The organism is Legionella erythra (genome assembly GCF_001467615.1).
In the GTDB taxonomy this organism is placed as follows: domain Bacteria; phylum Pseudomonadota; class Gammaproteobacteria; order Legionellales; family Legionellaceae; genus Legionella_C; species Legionella_C erythra.
In genome coordinates this window covers 159,847-184,820 of sequence record NZ_LNYA01000032.1, presented here as the reverse complement: position 1 = coordinate 184,820, position 24,974 = coordinate 159,847, and the positions used below count along the sequence as shown (strand labels likewise).

Genomic DNA, 24,974 nt, shown 5'->3' with positions numbered 1-24,974 from the left:
CCGTGTCCAGACAGCGGTTGGAGCGTTTGCATACCCTGCTTGGCATGAAAGAAAAAGCCATGGAAAAGGCGGGTGAGATGCTAAAGCAGGCACGTGAGCAGTTTACTGCCGGGAAAAGCAAGCATGATCAGATCGTGGGCTATCGTCAGGATTATGTTGAACAATTGCACCGCATGGGCGATACGGGCTGTACGCTTGGGCGTTTGCGTAATCGCATTGATTTTATCAACCAGCTGGACACCATTCTTATTCAGTTAAACCAGCAATTAAGTCAGCTTGCTAAATTCCGCACCCAATGCGAAAAAAAATTTTTACAGGCTAAAGCAGAAAAAGACGCCGTTATTCGCTTGATTGAACGGGTAAAATTACAAAAGAATGAGCAGCTTGCCAGGCTTGATCAAAAGGAAAGTGATGAGTACGCGCAAAAGCAATGGTATAGTAAAAACTCGACGAACAACCCTGATAAACGCGGTGGTTAATTTTTTTAAGCGAATAAGGATTTTCCTGGCTGTACTGATTATTGTCGCGGCATTACTGTCCAGCCTGTTCCGGGCACTGACTCCCTGGGCCACACAGTACAAATCGGAAGTGGAACAGCATCTGTCAACCCTGCTGGGGGAGCCTGTGACCATTCAGTCGATGGAAACAGGATGGTACTGGTTTGAACCGGTAATTAAGCTCAATCAGGTCACGGTAACCACCGCGCACCAGGAAACCATTAAACTGAAGCAGTTATTTGTAGGCATTAACCTGTTCAGTTCCTTATGGAACTGGCAAATTCAACCGGGTGTGCTTTACATCAATGATGTCAAACTGACTGTCCGGCAGCGTCATGATCAATGGCAGGTTGATGGCCTGATGGCCAATGGTCAACAGCCCATCCAATGGACTGACGACTCCTGGCAGCCTGTGCTGGCCTGGATTCTGGCGCAGCAGGAAATTATCATTAAACACCTGTCGTTGGACGTGCACTTAAACGATGGCACCTTTATTCCCGCACGCAGCATCAATTTGGTCATCGGCAAAAGCGGATGGGGTTATCGCATCAAGGCTAAGGCCCGTCTTCGTCAACAAGTGCCCACGGCGCTGGAATTGGTGGCTTACCTGACGCTTCAACCCTACCACATCGACCAGACGGAGGGGCAACTGTACCTTTCCTTAAAAAACGTCGTGCCTGCGCAATGGCAGGGATTTTTTAATCCTAAGCGCTACACGGTGACTGATGGCCGCGGTGATGTGCAGCTGTGGACCGATATCAGCGGCGGGCATATCGAGGATGCCCAGGCCAGAGTAGATATCTATCGTTTAACGTTGAATGATCATCAGGATCAACGCAGTAACCGGCTGGACCGTTTTAAAGCGAATTTAGCCTGGCAACGCACGAAGGAGGGATGGCAGTTAAGCGGGGATCATGTCGGGCTTGAAATTAATCATCGCCACTGGCCGCAAAATCAATTCCTGGTGGACTACCAACGGCCACTTAATGCCTGGAAAATTTATGTCAAACAATTAATCATGGAGTCCCTGCTGTCACTGGATGTTCCCTGGCCTGAATCCTTGAAGCCCTGGTTAGCCATCAAACCGCAGGGTGTGCTGAAGGATACCCGACTGCATATCAGGAACAAAGCCCCCATCTTTCTACTGACGCAATTTAGTACCCTTGGATGGGAAGCGTTCGGCCCTTATCCGGGAGTAGACAATCTTTCCGGCGTGTTGAGCTGGCAACCAAATGAGGGGCATGTGGAGATTGACGGTGAGCATACCGTTATTAAACCCGCCGGCAAGCCTCCCGTGACCTTTTTATCGCTCAATACGGTTTTGGACTGGAAAACACTCAGTCATGGCCTGCGCGTAAGCTTGGACCGATTGGTCTTAAGGCATCAGGATTTGCTGTTTAGCGGCAATGGCGTCCTGGATGATGTGACCGCAAACGACATAGGCCACATCACCTTGACCGCCGCGCTATCGGCAAGCAAGGCGCAACATTGGCTTCGTTATCTACCCGCCCAATCACTTAAACCCAAACTGGATGCCTGGCTTAAACATGATGTGAAACGCATCGATAAAATGGTTGCCAATATCAATATCAATGGCCGCGGCGCCGATTTCCCTTACGATAAAGCCGAAGGGGTGTTTGAAATCAATGGCCATGTCAGCGGCGTTGATTTGGTTTTTGCCCCCAGGTGGCCGGTGACCAGGGACATCGAAGCCTATATCCAGGTCAATCAACGCACATTTAACGCGGATGTGGTCTATGCCGACTTGCAGGGCATTTTTTTAAATGAGGCCAATGTCGTTATCAACAATCTGGGGTTAAACCGTGAAACCTTGCTGGTGCATACCAAAGTGGATACCAGTGCCGGCAAGGCACGGGACTATGTTCTGGCGTCGCCGCTGAATAAAAAGCTTTCGGCATTGACCAATCTGCAGATGAGCGGCCCTTTAAGCGTCGATCTGCAACTCGAAGCAGCGCTGTATCCTGAAAATGACGACATTCTCGCGCTGGGCGACATCACTTTCAAGAACAATCAGGTCAAGGTCAATCACACGCTTGAAAACATTGAATTAAACGAGTTGAATGGTTCCCTGCAATTTGATCATGAAGGGGTACTTGACAGCAGTTTGCAGGCATCCCTGCTCAATAACCCGGTGTCGCTGCTGATTCAGTCCATACGGGACAAAAACCCGCGTACCGAGGTTAAAATTAAAGCCAAAACGACAATTGCCCTGTTGCGCGACAAATTAAATTTATCCATTTTTGAATTGATGCGGGGTGATTTCTGGCTGGAGGGTCTGCTGGTTTTAACCGAGAATAAGCAGGATCTGGATCAGTTTCAGATCAAATCCTCTTTGCGCGGTTTAAGGATTGATTTGCCGCCCCCGTTAAACAAAACCGCCGACAGCAAAGCGCCGTTAACCGTGGACATCCAGTTTAATCCAGATAAAGCCTTGCGTTTTCGTATCAATTACGATGCACGACTCAGCGCGGATTTATGGTTTAGCGGCCCGAAAGGAAAATTCCATCTGCAAAAAGGGGAAATCCGTTTAGGCAGTTCTACCGCGCGCTGGCAGGAACAAATGGGCTTGCAGATTGTGGGCTCCCTGGCAACGTTTGATTTGCGTCAGTGGCTTGATACCCTGGCAAGATTGCCCGCTACCCGCAGTAAGGAAAGTTTTAGTGATGCGGTCAGTTTTATTGACTTGCGTTTGAAGAAGGCGCGCATCGCTGAACGCAATTATACTGATTTGGCTGTACAGGCTACCCGGTTAAATGCCAATGAATGGTCCATTGAAGTCGAACAGCAACGGGTAAAAGCCAATCTGCGTTACAAAATCAAAGAACGTTTGCTAAGCGGGGTATTAGGCCATCTTTATTGGGATAAATCCAAAGACAGGCAGGACAAACCCGCTGCATTGCAGGTGAGCGACATGCCCAATCTTGATTTACGCATCAATGATTTTCGCTATGACAACTTAAACCTTGGGCAAGTGGCTTTAAAAATGACGCGGGTTCCGCATGCCTGGCAACTGGATTATTGCAAAATCAAAACCCCGGCCTATCAATTGACGGCAACGGGGCAGTGGCAGCAGGATAAACAGATTAATCAAACGCAAATCAGCGTGGGTATGCAGATTAATGATCTGGCGGGCAGCCTTAAGCATTGGCATACCAGCCCGGTGGTGGAATCTTCTTTCGGCCAGATTGAGCTTAAGGGTACCTGGCCTGGGTCGTATACGGATTTTGCCTTGAATAAAATCAGGGGAACGATGGCGCTTTATTTCAAGCATGGCCGCATTACCAATTTAAGTCCGGAGACAGAAGAAAAACTGGGATTGGGTAAATTACTCAGCATCTTGAGCCTGCAAACGATCCCACGGCGCTTAAAACTGGATTTTAGCGATTTAAAAAATGACGGCTACAGCTTTGATATCCTGAAAGGCAGTTTTGAGGTAAGAAATGGCGTGATAAGCACGCAGGACAGTTACATTGATGGTCCAGTGGCCTATGCCAGCATGAAGGGCAGCCTCGATTTGGCAAGGCAACTTTACGATGTGGATTTGCAGGTGTCGCCGCATATTACGGCGAGCCTGCCCATTGTCGCGACCATTGCCGGTGGTCCGGTGGCGGGTGTGGCTACCTGGGTAGCGAGCAAAATCATTAATCAGGGTATGCAAAAAATCAGGGCCTATACTTATAAAATATCAGGACCGTGGAAACAACCGGTGGTGCAGCAAGTCAGTATTTTCAGGAAAGAGAAAAACCAGTGAACCCTGGAAGCAGAGCATAACTTAAACCGGGATTAATCAATGTGGCTTGCCATTTTAAAAACATATTGGCGTGTGACAACCTTCAGGGAAACCCCTGCCAATACGCCTTACTCGCTGTTTATCCTGTTTATGGCTATCCTGATTTATTTTCTGATTGTCACCCTGCAATGGGAATTGATGGATTTAAAAAATCAGTTTCCCCTGTCAGACACTATGTTGGCGGCTATTCTCTTGGTCGCTTCCTACTATGGCTATACGGCTCTTTTGCTGACAGTCACCCGTAAACGAAACCGCATTTTGCAAACCTTAACCACCCTTCTGGTCTGCCATCTCATCATCCTGATGGTGGGTTTTATTATCGTCTTTTTAACACCATTGCTCGCCAACGCCGATATGACCCAGGCTGGCATGCGCCTCTTGGTCATGATTTATCTTTTAAAGGTTCTGGTGTTAACATTATGGCAATTTTCAGTGGCGGCCCATATTTATCGGCAGGCGCTGGATTCGGATTATCTAACCGCCATTTTGTGCAGTTTTGGTTTACTGGCGGCCAACATTTTAACCATGACCTTCATACGGTGAGAGCACCATGCATTTACACATTTTAGGAATAGGCGGAACCTTCATGAGCGCACTCGCTATTTTAGCGAGAGAGGCTGGGTATCAAGTAACTGGTTGTGACGCCAATTGTTATCCACCGGTCAGTGATTTGCTCGCGGCAAAAGGCATTGAATGGTCTGAGGGTTATGAAGATACAGCCCGGGCATTGGCGGCTGATTGCGTGATTGTGGGGAATGCCATGAAGCGCGGTGTGCCAGTCCTTGAAGCCGTGCTCAATCACGGCAAACAGTATACGTCGGGACCGGAATGGTTGGCGCAACATATTTTAACCCGTTACCGGGTGCTCGCGGTGGCAGGAACCCATGGGAAAACCACCACCACCTCCATGCTGGCCCATATTCTTCAGGAAGCCGGCTTAAATCCAGGGTTTTTAATTGGCGGCGTTGCTCCTAATTTTGCCACCAGTGCGAGACTTGGAACAGGGAAGTGGTTTGTGATTGAGGCCGATGAGTATGACAGCGCCTTTTTTGATAAACGGCCCAAATTGATGCATTACCGGCCTCAGATTGCCGTGTTAAATAATCTGGAATTTGATCACGCGGATATTTATACGGATTTGGCCGCCATCAAGCAACAGTTCCACTATTACTTAAAGACAATTCCAGCCAATGGAACTGTCCTTAAACCCCGGGATGATGAGGCCTTAAAGGATGTGGTTGCCCGCGGCATTTATTCCAATCTGGAAGAATTCGCGCTTAACGGCGCGGCTGATTGGCGGGCTGAAATGCTTGATGCAAGCGGCAACAGCTTTCGCATTTACCATCAGGAAAAACCGGTTGCCGAGGTTAAATGGCCGTTGATTGGCCGCTTTAACATCGAAAACGGCTTGGCGGCACTCGCTGCCAGTACCCACGCAGGTGTTGAGCCGACGATTGCCGCCGAAGCCCTGGCCCGTTTTCAACCGGTCAAGCGGCGTCTGGAAGTCAAATCCAATCGTCATGGCATCACCGTCTATGATGATTTTGCCCATCACCCGACGGCCATTGGCAAAACCATCGAGGCATTAAAGCAAAGCCAGCGGCATCAACGGATTTTTGCGGTTATGGAGTTTGCTTCGTATACCATGCGCTCCGGTGTGCATGCGGCAGACATGGCCAGGGCTTTGGCATTAGTCGATGGGGCTTTGGTTTTAAATCCCCAGCAGTTTAATCTCGCTGACTTAGCCAAAACCTGGACTTGTCCTTACCAGTTGCTGCCCGATACCCAAAGCATCATTGCCAGCCTGGTTAAGATGGTGCAGCCTGGGGATGCCGTGTTGATTATGAGTAATCGTGGTTTTGATAATATTCATCAGCAACTGGTCCGTCAGATTGACGAGCGTTTTCTGTCCGCATCACCTATGATTTAAAGCAAAGGTTATTGCAAATTCTTTGGCAGGTTGTTATAAAAAAAGAAAGTGCTGATAAACAAGATATCTGCACTCTGGTATTTTTGTTAACCCTATGTTAAAAAAGTTTCAAAGAATACCGACGGGTTTACACGATGTACGTGGTTGATTGATGGGCAACATAACGGACGGACTTTTTATCATCCTTAATGACGATGCTCGCTTAACAGCCAGCGTGGAGGGATTGCCATGCCAGATTACAAGGAGTTATTGGAGAAAGCGACAACGCTACCCCAAAATCTGGTTGTGGCGCATGATAAACGTTATTCCTATGTTTGTATGTTTTTTACTTCGGTGTTATGCACGCAAGCCTATACCGATGCCTTGCTGATTCAAAAAACAGCGGTTTGTCTGAATCATTACAAGGCCTGTGATGAGGAAAAAAAATTAGTCTTGATGGGAATGTATATTTACGTGGCCAGGAAAAATGATGGTGGCCTTTCCCTTCTGGGTGATAATACCCTGCTTCAATTGCTTCATGCGCATCTGAAAATCAAATCGTTCAGCGAATTCAGCGCAGACTTCATCAAAGAATGTTACACGGAACTGGATAAATTTTCTGACTGGGTTTATCAACAGAGGGAATTTGAAGAGCCCCATGCGCTCTATACCGCTTTTCCCCATGATATGAAAATAATCATCCAAAGTCCTGTAGTGGAAGAAAAAAATGCTCACGGTTGTCTGGGTATGGTATCTGATTGCCTGTCCGGATTGAGAATATAATGATAGAAGGGAGACGGTATGCGGGTACCAAAGTATGAGGAACTGCAAAAAACCACAGGTGAATTAATTGACTTGTTTAATAATTACGCCAAACGGTATAAGCCAGGCCCCTATTCGGCGTTACTTAAAATAGTGAGGAGCGAATTAAAGGGAAGGTATGAAGAAAATGTAAAAAAGAAACCGCGAATAAAGACCCCAGGGTGGTTCCCACTTACCTACTTCACCAACACTGTACCGGATGAGCTGCGCCTGAATCAAATTACCTGCATTACCCAATTGGGGACAACCTTGCCGGAACCAGAAAACGGCAAAGAAAAAGAGACTGTCAAATATTTCGGCATTTTATTAGGCAGTATTATCTATCGTTATTTAAGGCTGGAAGCTGTTTATCAGGGTATTTCTGCCCTGGCTTCCAATTCGGAAAACTGTGCATTAAAAACAACCCTGGCCGAAGTGCTTCAGCTAAACAGTGATAACGATCTGGATGACTTGACTGTATTTGATTGCTGCAGTGCCTATGAGACCTTTTTAAAGCAGGACAAAATTGCCGATACCTATGAATACATTAAATCGGATAAGGGGTTTTTTAGTAAATTAAGCCACCTTATTGACAAACGTAAACCGGGCAGCGAGACGATCCTAAAGCGAATAGGGTATCTCCAGGTTATCCAGAATATTGATGAAATCCTGACTCGGATCGAGGGCCCCATCCAATTGCTCTTTCCTGACCTGGTTAAAGAATTAAGGGCCACGATGGCTGACAGTCCGGAATTGAGTCCGGAAGAGATCAGGGAGTTTTGGAAAAAATACGCTGTAAAGCTCAAGCCGCAAGAGCTGCCTGTGTTGGAAAAAGTGATGATTTTTAATGAAAAAATTAAAAAAGAAGATCTTGTTTGTTCTGACGCAAAGAGTTGTGATTTGGAAAAACGACTCATGGTGCGATTAGGCACCTACAAACAGCATGTACTCTTTGGTGCATATGCGGCCACGTTGCAAAAAATTAAAGAAATTTCCGTGGACACAGAGGATCATCTGGCAAAAAAAATGAATGACGCGCTGATCGATACCATCAATAAGGCGTTGACGATCAATGCCTCCAATGTGCTTGACAAGGAAACGTTACGGCTTGGTTTTGTTTACATGGAGCTTTTCTTAAAAATTCCGGGCATGGAGGAGCAAATCAAAGCCGGACCCTGGGGGAGAGGGGATATTTTAAAAGGCTATGTGGTGACCACGCTGAAAGAGCTCGATGAACCCCAGGAAAATATGGCCTTTACAGTCTAGTTACGCATCAAGCGCGCACGATTAAATCAAATCGCCTTGTTTTCGCGCTTTATGCGCTAAATCCTGCCGAATCCTTCGATTCAAGCGCAAATGGATGCTGTGCATAAAGCACAGCACGTCGGCAAAAAGAATGCTTTAAGAGGCTTGACATGACCATGCTGTTGGCGCTGACTGCATTTTTTAGGTTACGCATCAAACGCACATGCTCAAATCTAATTGCCCACGTTCCGCGCTTTATGCGCTAAATCCTGCCGAATCCTTCGATTCAAGCGCAAATGGATGCTGTGCATAAAGACAGCACGTTGGCAAAAAGAATGCTTTAAGAGGCTTGACATGACCATGCTGTTTGCGCTGACTGCATTTTTTAAGTTACGCATCAAACGCGCATGATTAAGTCTAATCGGCTACGTTCCGCGCGTTATGCGCGGAATCCAAAAAAACAGGGCTTAAGGCTTCTGCTCAAAGGCAAGGTGTCCGTCTTTAAGCACCACATCAATGGTATGCCCTGGTGTAAATTGCCCGGTTAATATGGACTGGGCGAGCGGGTTTTCCAGTTTTTGCTGAATGGTTCGTTTGAGCGGGCGAGCGCCATAGACGGGATCAAAGCCGGCTTCCGCCAGATAGTCCAGGGCTTCATCGCTCACCTCAAGACCAATATCCTGCGCAACAAGCCTTTGTTTAAGGTAATGAATCTGAATGGCGGCAATGTTGGCGATTTGGGCCTTGTCCAGCGGATGAAAAACGACGCTGTCATCAATACGGTTAATGAATTCAGGCCTGAAATGCTGTCCGACAATTTCCATCACCGCGGTTTTCATCTGCTCGTAGTTTAATTTGGACGCCATGTCCTGAATCAAGTGCGAGCCTAAGTTCGAGGTCATGACAATCACGGTGTTACGAAAATCGACAGTGCGCCCCTGGCCATCCGTCAAACGGCCGTCGTCCATCACTTGCAACAGGATATTAAACACATCGCTGTGCGCCTTTTCTACCTCATCCAGGAGCACCACGGAATAGGGCCTACGCCTGACAGCCTCCGTCAGGTAACCGCCTTCTTCATAACCCACATAGCCCGGAGGCGCCCCGATTAACCTTGCCACGGAATGTTTTTCCATGAATTCGGACATGTCAATGCGAATCATCGCTTCTTCTGTATCAAAAAGAAACGCGGCTAAGGCTTTACACAATTCGGTTTTACCCACCCCGGTTGGGCCTAGGAACAGGAAGGAACCAATGGGGCGATTAGGATCAGCTAAACCGGCTCGGGAGCGGCGAATGGCATTGGAAACGGTATCAACTGCCTCGTTTTGTCCGATGACACGTTTGTGCAGGGCTTCTTCCATATGCAGCAGTTTTTCCCTTTCCCCTTCCAGCATTTTCGCCACCGGGATGCCTGTCCATTTGGATACCACCTCGGCAATTTCTTCTTCAGTGACCTTGTTGCGGAACAACTTGGCATCGCTGCTGCTTTGTCCTTCACCAACTTGTGCCAATTGCTTTTCGAGTTCGGGGATGCGGCCGTATTGCAGCTCCGACATGCGGGTTAAATCTCCGGCGCGGCGTGCGGTATCCAGTTCTATTTTGGCTTGCTCCAGCGCTTCCTTGATTTGGTTGGCGCCTTGCAGGGCCGCTTTTTCAGACGTCCAGATTTCCTCGAGATCCGCGTAATTTTTTTCAAGTTCGCGGATGGTGGTCTGCAAATCGTTCAAACGCTTCTTAGAGGCGTCATCGTGTTCTTTTTTTAAGGCTTCGCATTCAATTTTTAACTGAATCAGCCGTCTGTCCAGTTTATCCAGGCTTTCGGGTTTGGAGTCAATTTCCATGCGAATCTGGCTTCCGGCTTCATCAATGAGATCAATGGCCTTATCGGGAAGCTGCCTATCGGTGATGTAGCGATGCGACAAGGTCGCGGCCGCTACAATCGCCGGATCGGTGATTTCCACGCCGTGGTGCACTTCATAGCGTTCTTTAAGCCCGCGTAAGATGGCAATGGTGTCTTCCACGCTGGGCTCATCAACCAGGATTTTCTGGAAACGCCGTTCGAGGGCGGCATCTTTTTCAATGTATTGACGGTATTCATCGAGCGTGGTCGCACCAATGCAATGCAATTCGCCGCGCGCGAGCGCTGGTTTTAACATGTTGCCGGCATCCATGGCACCTTCAGCTTTGCCGGCGCCAACCATGGTATGTAATTCGTCGATAAAGAGAATGATTTGACCTTCCTGTTTGGCCAGATCGTTTAAAACGGCTTTCAGGCGCTCTTCAAATTCGCCGCGGAATTTAGCCCCGGCAATCAAGGCCCCCATGTCGAGCGATAAAAGGCGTTTATCTTTTAATCCTTCCGGGACTTCGCCGTTGACAATGCGCTGCGCAAGACCCTCAACGATTGCGGTTTTGCCCACCCCGGGTTCACCAATGAGCACCGGGTTGTTTTTGGTGCGGCGTTGCAGAACCTGAATGGTGCGGCGGATTTCATCATCACGGCCGATGACCGGGTCCAGTTTGCCCTGTTCGGCGCGTTCAGTGAGATCCAGGGTGTATTTTTCCAGGGCCTGGCGCTGCTCTTCCGCATTGGGATCAGTGACCTTGTCGCCGCCGCGGATTTCCTCAATGGCCTTTTCAATGCCTTGCTGGCTGGCACCTGCCTGTTTAAGTAATTTAGCCAGATTGCCGTCTTCGCTCACGGCAGCGAGTACGAAGAGTTCGCTGGAAATGTAATTGTCCTTGCGTTGCTGCGACAGTTTGTCGGTTAAATTCAAGAGACGGTTTAAGGCGTTGGAAATGTGGATATCACCGCCGGTTCCACTGACTTTGGGCAGTTTATCAAGAGCCTGGTCGAGCAGGTTTCTCAGCGTGGGCAGGTTGACGCCGGCTTTGCTGAGCAAGGGACGGCAGCTGCCGCCTTGTTGATCGAGCAGGGCTTTCAAGACGTGCTCCGGTTCAATAAATCCATTGTCCCGGCCTAAGGCAAGTGATTGGGCATCGGCTAGGGCCATTTGGAATTTGGAGGTGAGCTTATCCATACGCATAGTGCAGTCTCTCTTAAATGAGTGGTTTAAATTAACGGATACCTACCGTAAAATGAGGTTCTAATTCAAAAAATCAAGTAGCTACTATGAACAATAATCCGACTCAGGACAACCTCGAATCGCAAACCCTGTTAAATAAACTGGTGATCGAATACCTGCGTGACCAACGTCGTAAACGCCGCTTCCGATGGCTTGTGCGTGGCGCCATTGTCCTGCTGCTTGTTTACCTTTATTTCAGTGCTTCCAGTCTCAGTGATGACCGAACGGCTAAAAACAAACCCCATGTCGGTCTGGTTGATATTGAGGGAACCATTTCGGATACCGATACCGCGAGTGCTGACAATTTCGCTAAAAGTCTGGCTGCCGCCTATAAAAGCGAGGGGTTGCGGGCTTTGCTGGTGCGCATCAATAGTCCCGGGGGCAGTCCGGTCCAGGCTGATTACATGTACAATACCCTGCAGTATTACCGAAAAAAATACCCCAGTGTGAAAACCTATGCCGTTTGTGTCGATATCTGCGCTTCAGCGGCGTATTACGTCGCAGCAGGTGCGGATGAAATCTACGCTAATCCTTCAAGCATGGTGGGTTCAATCGGCGTGCTTTATAACGGATTTGGCTTTGTTGATGCCATCCAAAAACTCGGCATCACCCGACGTCTGCAAACCGCCGGCACGAACAAGGCCTTCCTTGATCCTTTTTCACCCACCACGCCTGAGCAGCAGCAATTGCTGCAAGTCATGCTCAATGAGGTGCATCAGCAATTTATCGCCAAGGTGAAAGAAGGGCGCGGCAGCCGTCTTAAAATTGATAACGATACCTTTTCGGGCTTATTCTGGACAGGAACGCAATCGAAGGAAAGAGGGTTGATTGACGGCTTTGCCAGCAGCGGCGAATTGCTCCGCGACGTCATCAAACGCGAAGAGGTCATTGATTACACGTACAAGCAAAGCGTGTTTGACCGTATGACTAAAAATATTGGCGCGGCGGTCGCTAATCAATTACCGGCGGCACTGGGATTAAAAGAAGGAATACGGGAATAAGCGCTGGCCTCCTGTGGAGGCCAGGAGACTACCTATTGCAATTGCCGCCAGGATTGTCGGCCAAAGATTTGTTTACCCGGATTTTCATGCACTTTTTGAATGCCGCCGCTGGTTCCAGGCAGGTATTTGTATTCTTTATCGCCGGCATTCAAGACAGACGGGGTGGCAATCAAGCCCACGCTTGCCTTCATGCCGCTGACGGGAACAGTGTAATTTTGTCCGCCGTTGCTGTAGGTTACGGAGTCATTGGTATCAAAGGCATTGTCGTTATTGATGTCAAAGACGTTATAATTCAGCCGTGCGCCAGTGTAAGCATCGAGTTCCATTAACCAGCTTTCACCCCCGAAATCGCAGGGATCGCTGGTGGGTATAATGGTTGAAAAGATAATTTTGCCGCTTAAAAACAACATGTTGGATACCACCCGCTCGCCGCGGGCATTGCCATTGTAGACTAAATCCATGTACCAACCGCGATCATTGTTGGCCAGTAAATTATTGCTGGTGACGCGCAGACCATTTTGCTCATAAACGATGGTTTGTTGGCGTAATTGCGCGCGTCCGGTAATGACGGAGGTGTTATCATCCCTTAAGGCGTAAATGGTCTGTATGCTGGTATCGGTTTTATCACTGGGTTCAATGTATTTGCCAGTACCAATATAAATCTGGAGTCCTGAGGCTGAGAAATTAAGCCTGGACACGGCAGGTTTTGAAGTGATGGGTTGTCGGTTACCGCCGCTGTCAGTGGCGACAAACATGGGTTTGGGATTACTGCCTTGTTTGTAGGCGAAATCCCATTGGTTGGGGTTGCTGGCCGATACATTAATCTTCCATAAATTGCCAAACAAATCGCCAACATAGACGGTATCGGCCACCGCATTGCCGTCCAAATCAACAACGGTTGGGCTGGACATGCCATTGGGTCGCCCCTGAGACAGTGGATCAGCACTCATGCCAACGCCGGTATCGAGCTTTTTAATGAGCGTTCCGGTTGCAATGTCCACAATGTAAAGAACCGCGTTACCGGTGGTGCTGGCATTGCCATCGGTGACGGTATTGTTATAGCCATTGCCAAAAATGGCAGCCCACTGGCCATTGGCCATCCTGACAATGGAGGCCTGACTGTAGGTGAATCCCAGATCGGCGTCATCGCTGTCATTGAACTCCCATTTAACAATGCCGGGCGCGCCATTTTCAGTAAACTGGGTGGGATCGGTCACATCCAGGGCATAGACGCCCTGGCCGCCGCCATTTAGTGTACCGACAAGCACCGTACGCCATTCGCTGTTGATGAACACGTCAATGACGGTAGGTGAACCATCCACATAATAACGATGCGCGTAATTGGGATTGGTCAATTGATTCAAGGTCTTAAAAATGCTGGCGGGTACATAGGCAAACACTTCAACGCCGGTTACCGCGTCAAACGCGTGCAGCATCCCGTCATTGGCGCCCACATAAATAATGGCGCGGCGGTTTAAATTGTTTTCACGGAAAATGCCGTAAGGGCTGCTGTTTTCCGCCGCCCCCCCTGACCAGGTGACCGGGTATTGCTGATTGGGCACCTTAATAACCAGAGGTGTTGAGTTAATGATGTCGCCGAGCAGGGTCGTGCGGTTGCGGAAAGTTCCGCCGTTTTGCTGTTCCAGCGATTTATCGCCGCGCAGGAAGTTCAGGCGGTTGCTGCCCTGGCCGTCATTGATAGCAGTTACCGGATTTAAGTTTAAAGCCGCGACCTGCGAAACATCCAGCTCCGTGTTGGTGGGGGAAGCCGGGTTTGATGGCCATCTGAATTTGATGCCTGTGTTATTGGACGGCTTGAAGGTGATGATGTGGCGGCCTGTACTGAAATTCTGCAAACTCAGTTTTTGGGCGGCATCCCAGAGAGAACCTTGCGGTCCTGAACCGGTAAAGAGGATATTCCCGTTAGTTTCATCAATATCAAAGGCGAGGAGTTGGCCGCTCCAGTCTTTGGTTCTGAAAATAGCCTGGTAGATTAACGTATCGGACGCCAGGAAACCGCTGCTTAAAGCCGCGGAAGAGAAAGAACCGGTGCGGTCAAGGATTAAGGCAAAGGCCTTGGCCAATTGCGCCCTTAAACTGTTGGCGTTGGTGACTAAGAAATAGTTATCCGGATCATTGTCATTGTCGGTATCAAATTCCGTGTTCACATCCGGCTCGTTGTTGTTATTGGAGTCAATAAACCCGCCCCATTTAGCCGCATACCATAGCGGGGATTTAAGGACTGTGGCAGACGGTGTCGAACTCGGTGTAAAGGTTCGCGTAGTGGTTAAAGGTAAAGCGACGCCATCATTCCAGGTGCCGCCCGGCGGTTGACCCGGCGGGGTATCGAGGAAGTAACTGACATCGCTGCCGGCAGCTGTGTCAACATCACGCACCTCGAGGTATACCCCATCCTGAGTGGTACCGGAAATGACATAGCCCATGTGCTGGGTTATCCCGCCCGCTGCGTAAATGGAATCGCAGGCAATGGTTAACGTATTGTCCGCATTGACGGTGATGGTGTATTTAACAATGGCATCCATGTCAAAATCAGCGCCCTGTTGCAAGTCGGCAAAGTTGACTCGCAAGACGGCTTGTGTGGGTGTCAGGGATTCAATGTAGTAATCCACAATTTCATTGGTCGGCTGGTATTGACCCTGAGTCGCATTGATACTGAAGCCGGCAACGGATTTACCAAAGGGCAGTACCGTAATCGGGTTACCCCCCACAAAGAATTTCAGTTCCGGCATGGGAGCGGATAATGCAATCATGTAAGATTTGGCATTTTGTTTCCCCGGGGCACTGTTTAAATCATTAATCCAGGCATACCAGGCCACGCTGGCTGGGTAATAACTGCCCTCGGAATTGGCTTCGAGCGGCGCAAGACCGCGGATATTACCAAAACTGGTGACGGTTTTGGGCTTCGGAGAACCATCGGCCGTACCGCCGGATTGGCCAATGAAAGCCAAAAGGCTTGAAAAACCTTCACCGGTAAAAATACTTTGTGCCAGGGATGCGGCATTGAAAGAGGGTGTTAAATCGCCGCTGAAAGAGTTGAAGTAGCTTCCCGGAACCTGATCGCTGTCATAAGTCGGGTTTAAGTCGCTTAAAACCAGCATATTGGCTTTGGCGCAATAGGGATAAACGGAGTAAGGGTTAACCCAGGAGGGCTTGGGCAGGCCTAAGGTCACATCCGTTCCGGTGGAATAATTATAAGTGGAATTGGCTGACGATTTACCGGCTAAGTACCGCACGGATTCATACATCATTTCCCCCAGCGGATTCCCCCACATTTCGCACTCGCCGTTATTGATGTTGCGAGTTGAAATAAACCCGCAGGAGTACTCGTAGTTACCGCCAAAACCGGTGACGGTTAATTTGTTAATGGTTGAAATAATGCCATTGACTGCCGTAAATTGTCCGGTGTTTAAATCAATTTCATCGGTAATACTGGATATGTTTTTGCGCACGACGCCGCCTGCCAGGTTGTTTTTATACGTTCCTGTCAATAAGCCAAACATCATGGAGTTGTTTTCGCCAAACTCCTGCAAAAGACCAATGGGTTTTTGCTGACCGTTGGGATAGCTGCGGCAATTGTCTTCAAGACCGATGGCGCTGTCACAGACTTTGACGCGCACCACGTAATTGGTAAGGCCGTTAATCAGGGGGCCTGAACTGCCGTGCAGGGCCCGCGAGCCGGCGACCGGACGCTCAATACTGACCCATTCCCAGATACGATAAGGCTGGTTTAACGCGACGCGCAATAAGGGGGCGGAGGTATTCAGCAGCGTGGTATTAGCAAAGAGATGATAATTGGTTCCAAATGGGGCTGTGAAAGGAGTGTAGTCGCTGATATTAAACCCGTCGATGGCAAGGCTTTGGTATTCTTTACCCCAACTGTGGCCATCCTGGGGAATGTAAGAACGTTGCAGTACCGTCGCTGTGGTGGAGTCAACGGAGCGATAGCCGCCATACAAGACTTTGCGTATGGCATCGAGACGGGATGTGGTTAAATAGTTTAAGAAATTACCGCTCCAGCTGCCCGGGCATTTGCGATCAACCGCCATGGCGGTCGGATAGAAATACTGCTGGCCTGAATCGTAGGCGTAACATTTGGCGCTGTCAAAATAACCATAATAATCAATACTGGGTTTAAAATGCAGTTCAATCTGGCCATCATCGTCCAGATCGGTCAAATCATTGTAGGCTTCAAAATAAAGCTTGTGGTCGCGGCTTAAAATCAGCATGGTCATCGGTGCCACGGTGTCGGTGATGAACAACGGGGTCTGCGACAGGTTCAAGGTACCGGAGAAAAGAGGCGTAAGGATTAAGGTGCCGGTCAGGCACACCACTGCTCTGGATATGCGTTTCATCAGTATCTCCTTGCCACAGTGGTTTGCAGGACACTGATTGAATCATTGGTAGCCCCTGTACCACGGGCAGTGACCTGATAATAAAAAACGCCGGTGCTTTTAGCGGCAGATGAACCGACAACGGGTGAGTCAGGAACGAATTGGAGAAATTCAATGATAAAGCGCGGGTTGGTCGCAATATTATCCATACTCAGCGTGTACTGTGACGAGCGGCTGTTCCACCAGCTTGACGGCTGGGTGGCCAGATTAATGTTTTCATAGACTTGCTGTGCGCAGGGATAGGCCTGGCAGGTGACATAGACCGTGGGTTCCGTTTCCTGGCTTAAAACCCAGTTCTCACCTGCTTTCAAGGCGGATTCGGCGGCTACAAAGGATAATTCCTTATCCTGCAGGTTAGCCGACATCTTTTCCTGCAGATGCGTTACCTGAACCGACGTAATCCCCAAAAGGGTAATCACCAGTAATAACAGCAGGGTGGCAGCGAGTGTCGCACCGTCTTGTTTCCTCATGATGGCAAACCTCTGTTCCTTAAGGTAATGAAAGTATCCCATTGGCGGCGTAACTTGCGATCCGTGGGTGTCGTGGTCGTGCCGTTAAAGGTATAGGGTTGAACTTTATCGTTGACATTTTCTGTCGTGGCAAAGAGCAGATTTATCTGGATGCTGATGACATTATTCCAATTGTTGGCATTATTCACCTGAGTGGCGGTTTGGTAAGTATCCACCGTGTTGTCGCCGTTGGTATCGACGCCATAGCTGATGCGCATAAGTTCCACGCCCTCGGCGATTTCATCCTCGTTACCATTAATATCCAGGCGCACCAGCGCCAGGATGGGTTGACCGACGGAATTGACCCGCCCGGTGTTTTTGACATAAAAGGCATAATAGAGAAAACGCATAACCTGGGAATTGGCCGGGTAAGCCATGGTCAGATCATTGGTGGTATTGTCGCTGACTGTGTGGGTGATGGCGGTAGCGTTGGTATTGGCGCCGGCAATAAAAATATCGCCTACCGAGCAATTGGTAATCATTACCGGATCACCCGCGGCAATGCCCAGCCGATCATAAACCAGGATGGGGTTGTTAGGCTGATTCATGTCATCGCGCAATTGCACGCCAAAATTAGAGGCCATGCGTACTTCAATGATGTCAGACCCGGCCATTGGTTTACCGGTCAGATTGGCAGGCAGCAGCGGACTGAACGAGGCCGTGAGGCCATCATAACCCTGCACAGGTTTGTCATAAGCCAACATTGATGATACATTTCTGACCAAATTGGTCACCACGATCTGCTTTTGATTGGCACAGCCTTGAAAGCCGGCCATGCGTAATTCCCGGCTCAGTAAAAAATTGGCATAACGCCCATTTTCCTGCAGGCGGGCTAAGCCTTCCTGCATGACATAGGTCGATTTATTACTCAGGTAAACCGCACCGGCACTCGCAATGAGCAGGGTTCCCAGCGTAATGGCCACCATGAATTCAATCACTGAAAAGCCTTGGCATTTCAAGCGCTTCATAATTCCACTTCCATAATCAGACAGGTTAGATCAACATCGGAGTCGCCGCTGCAGCCTGTGCCGTTAACCCCGGTGCGTTCATTATCCCAGCGCATGATAACTGTGAACTGGTTGCCATTACGGGTAATCGTGCCCTGTCCTGAAGGCAATAAAGTGCTGTTGGTTGAATTCCAGATATGAATGTCGCGCTGGGCAATTTGTCCGGCAGTGCAGGTGGTGCAACTCGGTAAAGAGGGGGTTCCGGATATATTATTGTAAGCACCGGACTGAATACCAGCGGAATTGGCCATCATGCGATCGACCATATTACCCGCCTGGGCAATGGCGATTGAGCGCAATTGCGCCGTTTGATTGTAACGTATGGCATTCATTTGCAACGACGCAATGCCGAGTAAACCCAGCGCCAGAACAAATGAACTGACTAAGACTTCAATTAAGCTGAATCCTTTTTGATGGCTTACCAAGTGCTTCATAGCTTCAGGTTGACAGAGACCCAGTACGATTTCTGTGCAAAATTCGTACCGGAGCTGAAGCTGAGTCCGCAGGCAGGATTAGCGTTTCATGACGGGAATCAGTGTCTGTAGGAGTGCTTTGAACACTTTAGGGGTGCCCGCGATAACATCGCCCTGTTTCAGGTAGTCTTCACCGCCCTGAGTATCGCTTAATAGTCCCCCCGCCTCTTTTACAATCAAGGCGCCGGCGGCAATATCCCAGGGGCGAAGGCCAAATTGCCAGAAACCATCCAGGCGTCCGGCGGCCACATAGACTAAATCCAGGGCGGCTGAGCCGGTTCGCCTGATCCCCACGCATTTATCCATTAATGCTTCAAATGTCGGAAGGTAACGTTGTGCCGCAGCCGGGTTGCGAAAGGACACCCCTGTACCCAGCAGGGCTTGCTGCAGCTGCGTTTGTTTGGAGACGCGGATGCGGCGGTCATTGAGTTGGGCGCCGCGGCCGCGGGTGGCCGAAAAGCATTCATGCCGGATGGGATCATAGACCACTGCGTGCTCAATACGATTTTTAATTTTGCAGGCGATAGACACCGAATAAAAAGGGAAACCGTGCAGAAAGTTACTGGTGCCATCCAGTGGATCGATAAGCCATTGGACATCGGATTCATCATTATAAAGGCCGCTTTCCTCTGCTAAAATGCCATGGTCGGGATAGGCCTTGTGAATGGCATGAATGATGGCTTGCTCCGCTTTGATATCCACTTCACTGAAATACTCGGCATTGTCCTTGGCCGTGACTTTAATTCTGTCAATTTGTTCAATATGACGTACAATAATATCACCGGCCTGACGGGCAGCGGTGACAGCAATGTTAAGTAATGGTTCCATGGCTTCGCTCTTTTTCTACAAAAGTCAGCGATTCTAGCACATTTTTTTTTGTACAGAGAGAAGTCATTGCTGTTATAGTTACGCACTTCGCACAATTCGTTGGCTTTTATGAAATTAGAGTCTGTTCGCATTATACTGATTGCTACCTCGCATCCGGGCAATATCGGCTCGGCGGCAAGAGCCATGAAAACCATGGGCTTAAGCCGATTGTATTTAGTGACGCCCAAGTCTTTTCCGGATCTTAAGGCCTGGGAAATGGCCGCGGGTGCAGACGATGTGCTTGAACACTGCGTGGTTACCGATAGCCTGGATGACGCGTTACACGGTTGCCAGCTTATTTTGGCGACCAGTGCAAGACCTCGTGGCATTGCTTTACCGGGGTTTACGCCGTCTGAGGCGGCAGAAATGGTGTGTAAAAAACCCGATGACACGGAAGTGGCTGTTTTATTCGGGCGTGAACATGCCGGGTTGACCAATGACGAATTGTTAAAAAGCCATGGCCATATCCATATTCCCAGTAATCCGGAGTATGGATCGCTTAATTTGGCGCAAGCCGTGCAGATTATTGCTTACGAATTGCGTATGAAATTGTTGTCGCCATCAGCAGAAGTCGAACTGCGGCCGGATAAACCGGCTACCGCGGATGAAATCGAGCAGTTTTATACCCATTTAACGGATGTCATGATTGCAATTGATTTTTTAAAACCGTCCAATCCACGGCGGTTACAGCAACGTATCCGGCGGCTGTTTAATCGGGCGGGGCTGGAACATATGGAAGTCAATATTCTTCGCGGTATTTTGACGCATGTGCAAAATGCACTGAAATGGGCAGGAGTAAAAAACAGAGGATAAGCGGATGAAACAGTTACCCATTTATCTTGATTACATGGCTACAACCCCGGTGGACCCGGCTGTGGTGGCGCGCATGCTTCAATATCTTGGCCCTGAGGGCGTGTTTGGTAACCCCTCGTCGACTTCCCATCAGTACGGCAAGGACGCCGCAGAGGCGGTTGAAATCGCCAGGGCGCAGATTGCTGAGGTTATTCATGCTGAGCCTCGCGACATTATTTTTACGTCCGGTGCCACTGAAGCCAATAATCTCGCCATTCTTGGCGCGGCCCGCTTTTATCAGCATAAAGGCAAGCATCTCATCACCATGTCGACTGAGCATAAAGCGGTACTCGACAGTTTCCATCAACTGAAGAAAGAAGGCTTTCACGTGACTTACTTACCGCCAACAGCGGATGGGCTTCTCAATCTCGACCTTCTAAAAGAAGCGATTACCCCAGAAACCATCCTTGTGTCGGTGATGCACGTGAATAATGAAATCGGCGTGGTTCAGGACATTACGGCCATCGGGGACTTATTAAAGGACAAGGGCATTATTTTCCATGTCGACGCGGCGCAAAGCGCAGGAAAGCTGCCCCTTGATCTTGCCTGCATGCCGGTGAGCCTCATGTCCTTGTCGAGCCATAAAAATTATGGCCCCAAGGGGGTGGGGGCCTTGTATATTCGCCATAAACCACGCATACGGCTTGTGCCCCTGTCTTATGGGGGCGGCCATGAGCAGGGTTTACGTTCAGGGACGTTGGCAACCCATCAGATTGTGGGCATGGGCGAAGCCTTTCATCTAGGGGAACAACACCGCATCGCCGAGCAGGCCCGCCTGTTGGCGATGCGACAGAGGTTATGGCAGGGCATCAGGCATCTTCCCGGTATCCGTTTAAATGGCCATGAGCACCAGCGGATTGCTGGCAATCTGAACCTGACGTTTAAGGGAATCGAGGGTGAGACCTTATTGCTGGCGCTGCGGGAATTGGCTGTATCGACCGCTTCAGCCTGTTCGTCTGCCAGTAATCAACCGTCTTATGTGCTTAAAGCTCTGGGCTTAAGTGATGACGAAGCCTACAGCTCCATCCGCCTGTCTTTGGGCCGGTTTACCCGCGAGGCAGACATTGACAAGGCGATCCACACCATTTGTCAACAGGTCATGCGTCTGCATGAAATAGCGCCATGATGAATTATAATCAACGAGTAGAAGATTGTTTTTTTACGCCAAGGCATGTAGGAAGGCTGGACTGTACAGAGCCGTTCACGGTTTTAAGCGAGGCGGGGCTTCGCGACAAGGCTTTTTTACAATGGTATGCGGCTTGCGATCCCAAGGGGTTAATCACGCAGTGCTGCTTTAAAGCGTATGGCAACCCCTACCTTATTGCGGCGTTGGAATGGTGTTGCCGACAGATGACAGGCACGTCTTTAGACAGTCATCCACGGTTTGATTACCTGCAACTGGTTACTGAGTTGGAGATACCTAAGGCGCTTTACCCAACCGCCCTGTTGGTGGAACAGGGATACCGGCAGATTTGTGAGAAAATGAAACAATTAGTGAAGGAGAGCCCATAATGAGTGGTGTTGTTCAATACGAAGCGAGCGGTGAGACGGGTGTCAATTTGAGTGAAGCGGCGAAAAACCATGTCCTTTCCTACCTTGCCCGCCAGGCGAATTGCCGCGGTATTCGTTTTTCCGTTAAAAAAACGGGTTGTTCAGGTCTTGCTTACGTGGTCGATTATGTGGAAACACCACAAAGCAATGATGTTGTTCTCCCGCTGACCGATACTTACCAGATCTACATTGATAAAGGCAGCTACCCCTTTCTGAAAGGCATGTCCATTGATTATGTCAAACAGGGTTTAAATGCCAAATTTGTGTTTAACAACCCAAACCAGACCGGGGCCTGCGGCTGCGGTGAAAGTTTCACGGTGGAATAATATAGCTGAAACGGAGGCCAACGCTACTGATTCCTGATCCTGCGAAGCGTCTTCTCAGCCTTCGCCCTTTTTTCCGAGAGAATACCCCTCGCTGCATGATAATTCCCGATAATCCTCTTCCTCAGGGAAGAGGGGGAATTTCGAAGAAAAAAATTAGCTCAATTTGTCCATATTCAATTTTTTTGATTTAAATTTGTCTAAATAAGCGAAAATACTTGCTAAAAAATCAAAATTTCCTTAAGCTTCCCTTAATAAATGAATATGAATGAAACAATGTTTACATTCTTTGTGGTATTTGTTACTATATCGCCCATGATGTACTGTTTGTGTCACATTTTAGGCCTGAACAGCATCAATTTGATCAGGAGAGGATAATGAGTGCAGTAATGCAACAAATTGAACAGGTTAATGAAGCGTTAACCCAACAAGTCGTTGGCGCGGTAAAGCGTTATCTCAACGCCGTAGGCAATAAAGAAATCAATCTTAATCTCTATCAACTCATCGTTGAGGAAGTTGAGGCTCCTTTGTTTCGTACGGTCATGGAGTTAACCCGCTACAACCAATCCAAAGCGGCGAGAGTATTAGGCGTTAGCCGTGGTACCTTGCGTACCAAGCTCAAGCGTTATTTTGACGACGAATTTATTGGCACCCGCGGCTAATAGTTCTGGTCTTTCCGTAGGCACTTTGCTACCATTACTATCAGAGTCGGTCAGGCAATCGCTCCTTGCCTCGCAAGGGGAGGAAAGTCCGGGCTCCATAGGGCAGAGTGCCAGGTAACGCCTGGGAGATGAAAGTCTACGGAAAGTGCCACAGAAAATATACCGCCTCCGGCTTAGCCAGAGGTAAGGGTGAAATGGTGCGGTAAGAGCGCACCGCGCGTCTGGCAACAGGCGTGGCAGGGAAAACCCCACTCGGAGCAAGACCAAATAGGAATCCATCCGGTGAGAACCGGCACATGCGGCCCGCATGGGATTCGGGTAGGTCGCTTGAGGCTTGTGGTGACACAAGTCCCAGATGAATGATTGTCCACGACAGAACCCGGCTTATCGACCGACTTTTCTCCAATCCTCTTGTATTTATTGGGCACTGGCCTTACTATCGCCTCATTTTATGATCAGGGCATTCTCTTATGATGTTATGCATCGATGTGGGTAATTCCCATATTTATGGCGGTGTTTTTGCAGATGATGAAATCCGTTTGCGCTTCAGGCACACATCGAAAGTTAGCACCTCCGATGAATTAGGCATTTTTTTAAAAAGTGTGCTGCGGGAGAATCAATGCTCACCCGAGGCCATCCGTGAAATCGCCATTTGTTCCGTCGTCCCCCAACTCGACTACTCGCTGCGCTCAGCTTGCGTCAAGTATTTTTCCGTTGATCCTTTCTTCCTGCAGGCGGGTGTAAAAACCGGTTTAAACATTAAATACCGCAATCCGGTTGAAGTGGGCGCTGACCGCATTGCCAATGCCATCGCTGCAACCCATGCTTATCCCGGTAAAAACACCATCGTGATTGATTTTGGTACAGCAACAACCTTTTGCGTCATCACGTCGCAAAAAGCCTATCTCGGTGGCGCCATTCTTCCGGGAGTGCGTTTGTCTGTCGATGCCCTGTCTAACAACACGGCCAAGTTACCGGCGGTCGAGATTGTAAAAACCGAACAGGTTGTCGGACGTTCTACTATAGAAAGCATTCAATCCGGTATTTTCCATGGGGCCTTGGGGGCTTGCCGCGAATTGATTCATCGGATTAAAGAAGAAACCTTCCCCAACCAGGATGTTTTAGTGATCGCCACCGGTGGCTTCGCGTCCCTTTTTGATAAGCAGGGCATTTATGATGTGTTATCGCCCGATTTGGTGTTGCAGGGTATTCGGCTTGCCGCGCTCATGAATCATTAGAGGAGCTTCAGGTCTGGCCTGGGCTATGTCAACGTAAGAAACGATAAATCTGTATTTCAGTTGTATTCTTTTAAATCAAAGAGTATCAAATAAAAACCATGCCGCATGCCGACTCCATGCGGCGCGCTTTTTTTTGCCATTTAAAGGGTACAAAAAGGTTGACGATTGGGAAAATGTGTTCCTATAGTGTATAAAAGTGGTATAAAATAATAAAAAAGTGGAGATTTGTGGGGGCGTGCGCGCACCTCATGAGAGAAATCATGTTTCGCGGAATCAATGCCATTACAGTTGACGGAAAAGGTCGCCTTGCCATCCCCACGCGTTATCGAGACGCGCTGAGTGCGGATGGCAAATCGGCTTTGGTTGTTACTATTGATACCGAAGAAACCTGTTTGCTGCTTTATCCGGCAGCGCAATGGCAAATTATTGAAGATAAATTACAAAGTTTGCCCAGTTTCAATGCGGCCGCGCGTCGTATTCAACGGTTGCTGATTGGTCATGCAACCGATGTTGAACTCGATAGCAATGGCCGGGTGCTGTTGCCGCCTTTGCTTCGTGATTACGCACAGCTGGATAAAAAGGTGGTGATGATTGGGCAGGGGAACAAATTTGAAGTGTGGAATGAGATGTTGTGGCAGAGTAAGCGCGAACAATGGTTGGAAGAGGAAGGTGACGGCGAGGGTGGTCTCCCTGACGAAATGAAGAATTTTTCTTTATAACGGAAGCA

General features: G+C 49.0%; 21 protein-coding genes and 1 other RNA gene. 15 read left to right on the top strand and 7 right to left on the bottom strand.

The features are described 5' to 3' along the window. Positions 1-2: 2 nt before the first annotated feature. The 6 genes from fliJ (at position 3) to Lery_RS10695 (ending at position 8,284) form a co-directional block, all read left to right on the top strand. Entirely contained in the window at positions 3-479 is a 477-nt protein-coding gene (gene fliJ, locus Lery_RS10720; protein WP_337589165.1) for a flagellar export protein FliJ, read from the top strand. After that, positions 412-4,269 carry a YhdP family protein gene (locus tag Lery_RS10715; protein WP_065230290.1) on the top strand — a complete coding sequence of 1,286 codons (3,858 nt, stop codon included), beginning with the start codon at positions 412-414 and terminating at the stop codon, positions 4,267-4,269. Before fliJ ends, Lery_RS10715 begins: the two co-directional genes overlap by 68 nt. Before the next feature lie 39 nt (positions 4,270-4,308). Next, complete coding sequence (locus Lery_RS10710; protein WP_058527250.1) at positions 4,309-4,851, top strand: hypothetical protein; 543 nt, start codon at positions 4,309-4,311, stop codon at positions 4,849-4,851. 7 nt (positions 4,852-4,858) lie between these two features. Further along, entirely contained in the window at positions 4,859-6,238 is a 1,380-nt protein-coding gene (gene mpl / locus Lery_RS10705; protein ID WP_058527249.1) for a UDP-N-acetylmuramate:L-alanyl-gamma-D-glutamyl-meso-diaminopimelate ligase, read from the top strand. Positions 6,239-6,466: 228 nt separating this feature from the next. After that, complete coding sequence (locus Lery_RS10700) at positions 6,467-7,000, top strand: hypothetical protein (protein WP_058527248.1); 534 nt, start codon at positions 6,467-6,469, stop codon at positions 6,998-7,000. Positions 7,001-7,018: 18 nt separating this feature from the next. Next, on the top strand, positions 7,019-8,284 hold the full coding sequence (locus Lery_RS10695) for a hypothetical protein (RefSeq protein ID WP_058527247.1): 1,266 nt from the start codon (positions 7,019-7,021) through the stop codon (positions 8,282-8,284). 49 nt (positions 8,285-8,333) lie between these two features. Here Lery_RS10695 and Lery_RS15720 read toward each other — a convergent pair whose 3' ends face one another. Continuing rightward, positions 8,334-8,477, bottom strand: coding sequence for a hypothetical protein (locus Lery_RS15720; protein WP_237759211.1), 144 nt, complete (start codon positions 8,475-8,477; stop codon positions 8,334-8,336). Between the two features lie 253 nt (positions 8,478-8,730). Continuing rightward, positions 8,731-11,313, bottom strand: coding sequence for an ATP-dependent chaperone ClpB (gene clpB / locus Lery_RS10690; RefSeq protein WP_058527246.1), 2,583 nt, complete (start codon positions 11,311-11,313; stop codon positions 8,731-8,733). An 86-nt stretch (positions 11,314-11,399) separates the two neighbouring features. Between clpB and Lery_RS10685 the strand changes: the two genes are divergently transcribed. Then, a complete protein-coding gene (locus Lery_RS10685) occupies positions 11,400-12,353 on the top strand; it encodes a S49 family peptidase (RefSeq protein ID WP_058527245.1) in 954 nt (317 codons plus the stop codon). Positions 12,354-12,385: 32 nt separating this feature from the next. Here the strand turns inward: Lery_RS10685 and Lery_RS10680 are convergent, their stop codons facing one another. The 5 genes from Lery_RS10680 to Lery_RS10660 form a co-directional block, all read right to left on the bottom strand. Next, positions 12,386-16,726 carry a pilus assembly protein gene (locus Lery_RS10680; protein ID WP_058527244.1) on the bottom strand — a complete coding sequence of 1,447 codons (4,341 nt, stop codon included), beginning with the start codon at positions 16,724-16,726 and terminating at the stop codon, positions 12,386-12,388. Beyond that, on the bottom strand, positions 16,726-17,235 hold the full coding sequence (locus Lery_RS10675; RefSeq protein WP_058527243.1) for a pilus assembly PilX family protein: 510 nt from the start codon (positions 17,233-17,235) through the stop codon (positions 16,726-16,728). Before Lery_RS10675 ends, Lery_RS10680 begins: the two co-directional genes overlap by 1 nt. Then, complete coding sequence (locus tag Lery_RS10670) at positions 17,232-18,242, bottom strand: PilW family protein (protein WP_058527242.1); 1,011 nt, start codon at positions 18,240-18,242, stop codon at positions 17,232-17,234. The genes Lery_RS10675 and Lery_RS10670 overlap by 4 nt, the downstream gene beginning before the upstream one ends. Then, the gene (gene pilV / locus Lery_RS10665; protein WP_058527241.1) at positions 18,239-18,715 is read right to left on the bottom strand and encodes a type IV pilus modification protein PilV; all 477 of its coding nucleotides are present in this window, start codon (positions 18,713-18,715) and stop codon (positions 18,239-18,241) included. Before pilV ends, Lery_RS10670 begins: the two co-directional genes overlap by 4 nt. A gap of 78 nt (positions 18,716-18,793) precedes the next feature. Beyond that, a complete protein-coding gene (locus tag Lery_RS10660) occupies positions 18,794-19,582 on the bottom strand; it encodes an inositol monophosphatase family protein (protein ID WP_058527240.1) in 789 nt (262 codons plus the stop codon). A gap of 108 nt (positions 19,583-19,690) precedes the next feature. On the opposite strand from Lery_RS10660, the gene Lery_RS10655 reads away from it, so the two are divergent. The 8 genes from Lery_RS10655 to mraZ all read left to right on the top strand — a co-directional run bounded on the left by Lery_RS10655 (position 19,691) and on the right by mraZ (position 24,966). After that, the gene (locus Lery_RS10655) at positions 19,691-20,434 is read left to right on the top strand and encodes an RNA methyltransferase (protein ID WP_058527239.1); all 744 of its coding nucleotides are present in this window, start codon (positions 19,691-19,693) and stop codon (positions 20,432-20,434) included. Positions 20,435-20,438: 4 nt separating this feature from the next. Continuing rightward, positions 20,439-21,599 (top strand): IscS subfamily cysteine desulfurase, encoded by a 1,161-nt coding sequence (locus Lery_RS10650; RefSeq protein WP_058527238.1) that lies wholly within the window; start codon positions 20,439-20,441, stop codon positions 21,597-21,599. After that, positions 21,596-21,985: an iron-sulfur cluster assembly scaffold protein gene (locus Lery_RS10645; protein WP_058527237.1), complete on the top strand. Its 390-nt coding sequence runs from the start codon at positions 21,596-21,598 to the stop codon at positions 21,983-21,985. The genes Lery_RS10650 and Lery_RS10645 overlap by 4 nt, the downstream gene beginning before the upstream one ends. After that, positions 21,985-22,350 (top strand): HesB/IscA family protein, encoded by a 366-nt coding sequence (locus Lery_RS10640; RefSeq protein ID WP_058527236.1) that lies wholly within the window; start codon positions 21,985-21,987, stop codon positions 22,348-22,350. The genes Lery_RS10645 and Lery_RS10640 overlap by 1 nt, the downstream gene beginning before the upstream one ends. 374 nt (positions 22,351-22,724) lie before the next feature. Next, on the top strand, positions 22,725-23,009 hold the full coding sequence (locus tag Lery_RS10635; RefSeq protein ID WP_058527235.1) for a helix-turn-helix domain-containing protein: 285 nt from the start codon (positions 22,725-22,727) through the stop codon (positions 23,007-23,009). Between the two features lie 42 nt (positions 23,010-23,051). Further along, positions 23,052-23,412: RNase P RNA component class A (gene rnpB / locus Lery_RS10810), an RNA gene on the top strand. A 67-nt stretch (positions 23,413-23,479) separates the two neighbouring features. Further along, positions 23,480-24,247 (top strand): type III pantothenate kinase, encoded by a 768-nt coding sequence (locus Lery_RS10630; protein ID WP_058527234.1) that lies wholly within the window; start codon positions 23,480-23,482, stop codon positions 24,245-24,247. 260 nt (positions 24,248-24,507) lie between these two features. Further along, positions 24,508-24,966 carry a division/cell wall cluster transcriptional repressor MraZ gene (gene mraZ, locus Lery_RS10625; protein WP_058527233.1) on the top strand — a complete coding sequence of 153 codons (459 nt, stop codon included), beginning with the start codon at positions 24,508-24,510 and terminating at the stop codon, positions 24,964-24,966. Positions 24,967-24,974 lie beyond the last annotated feature (8 nt).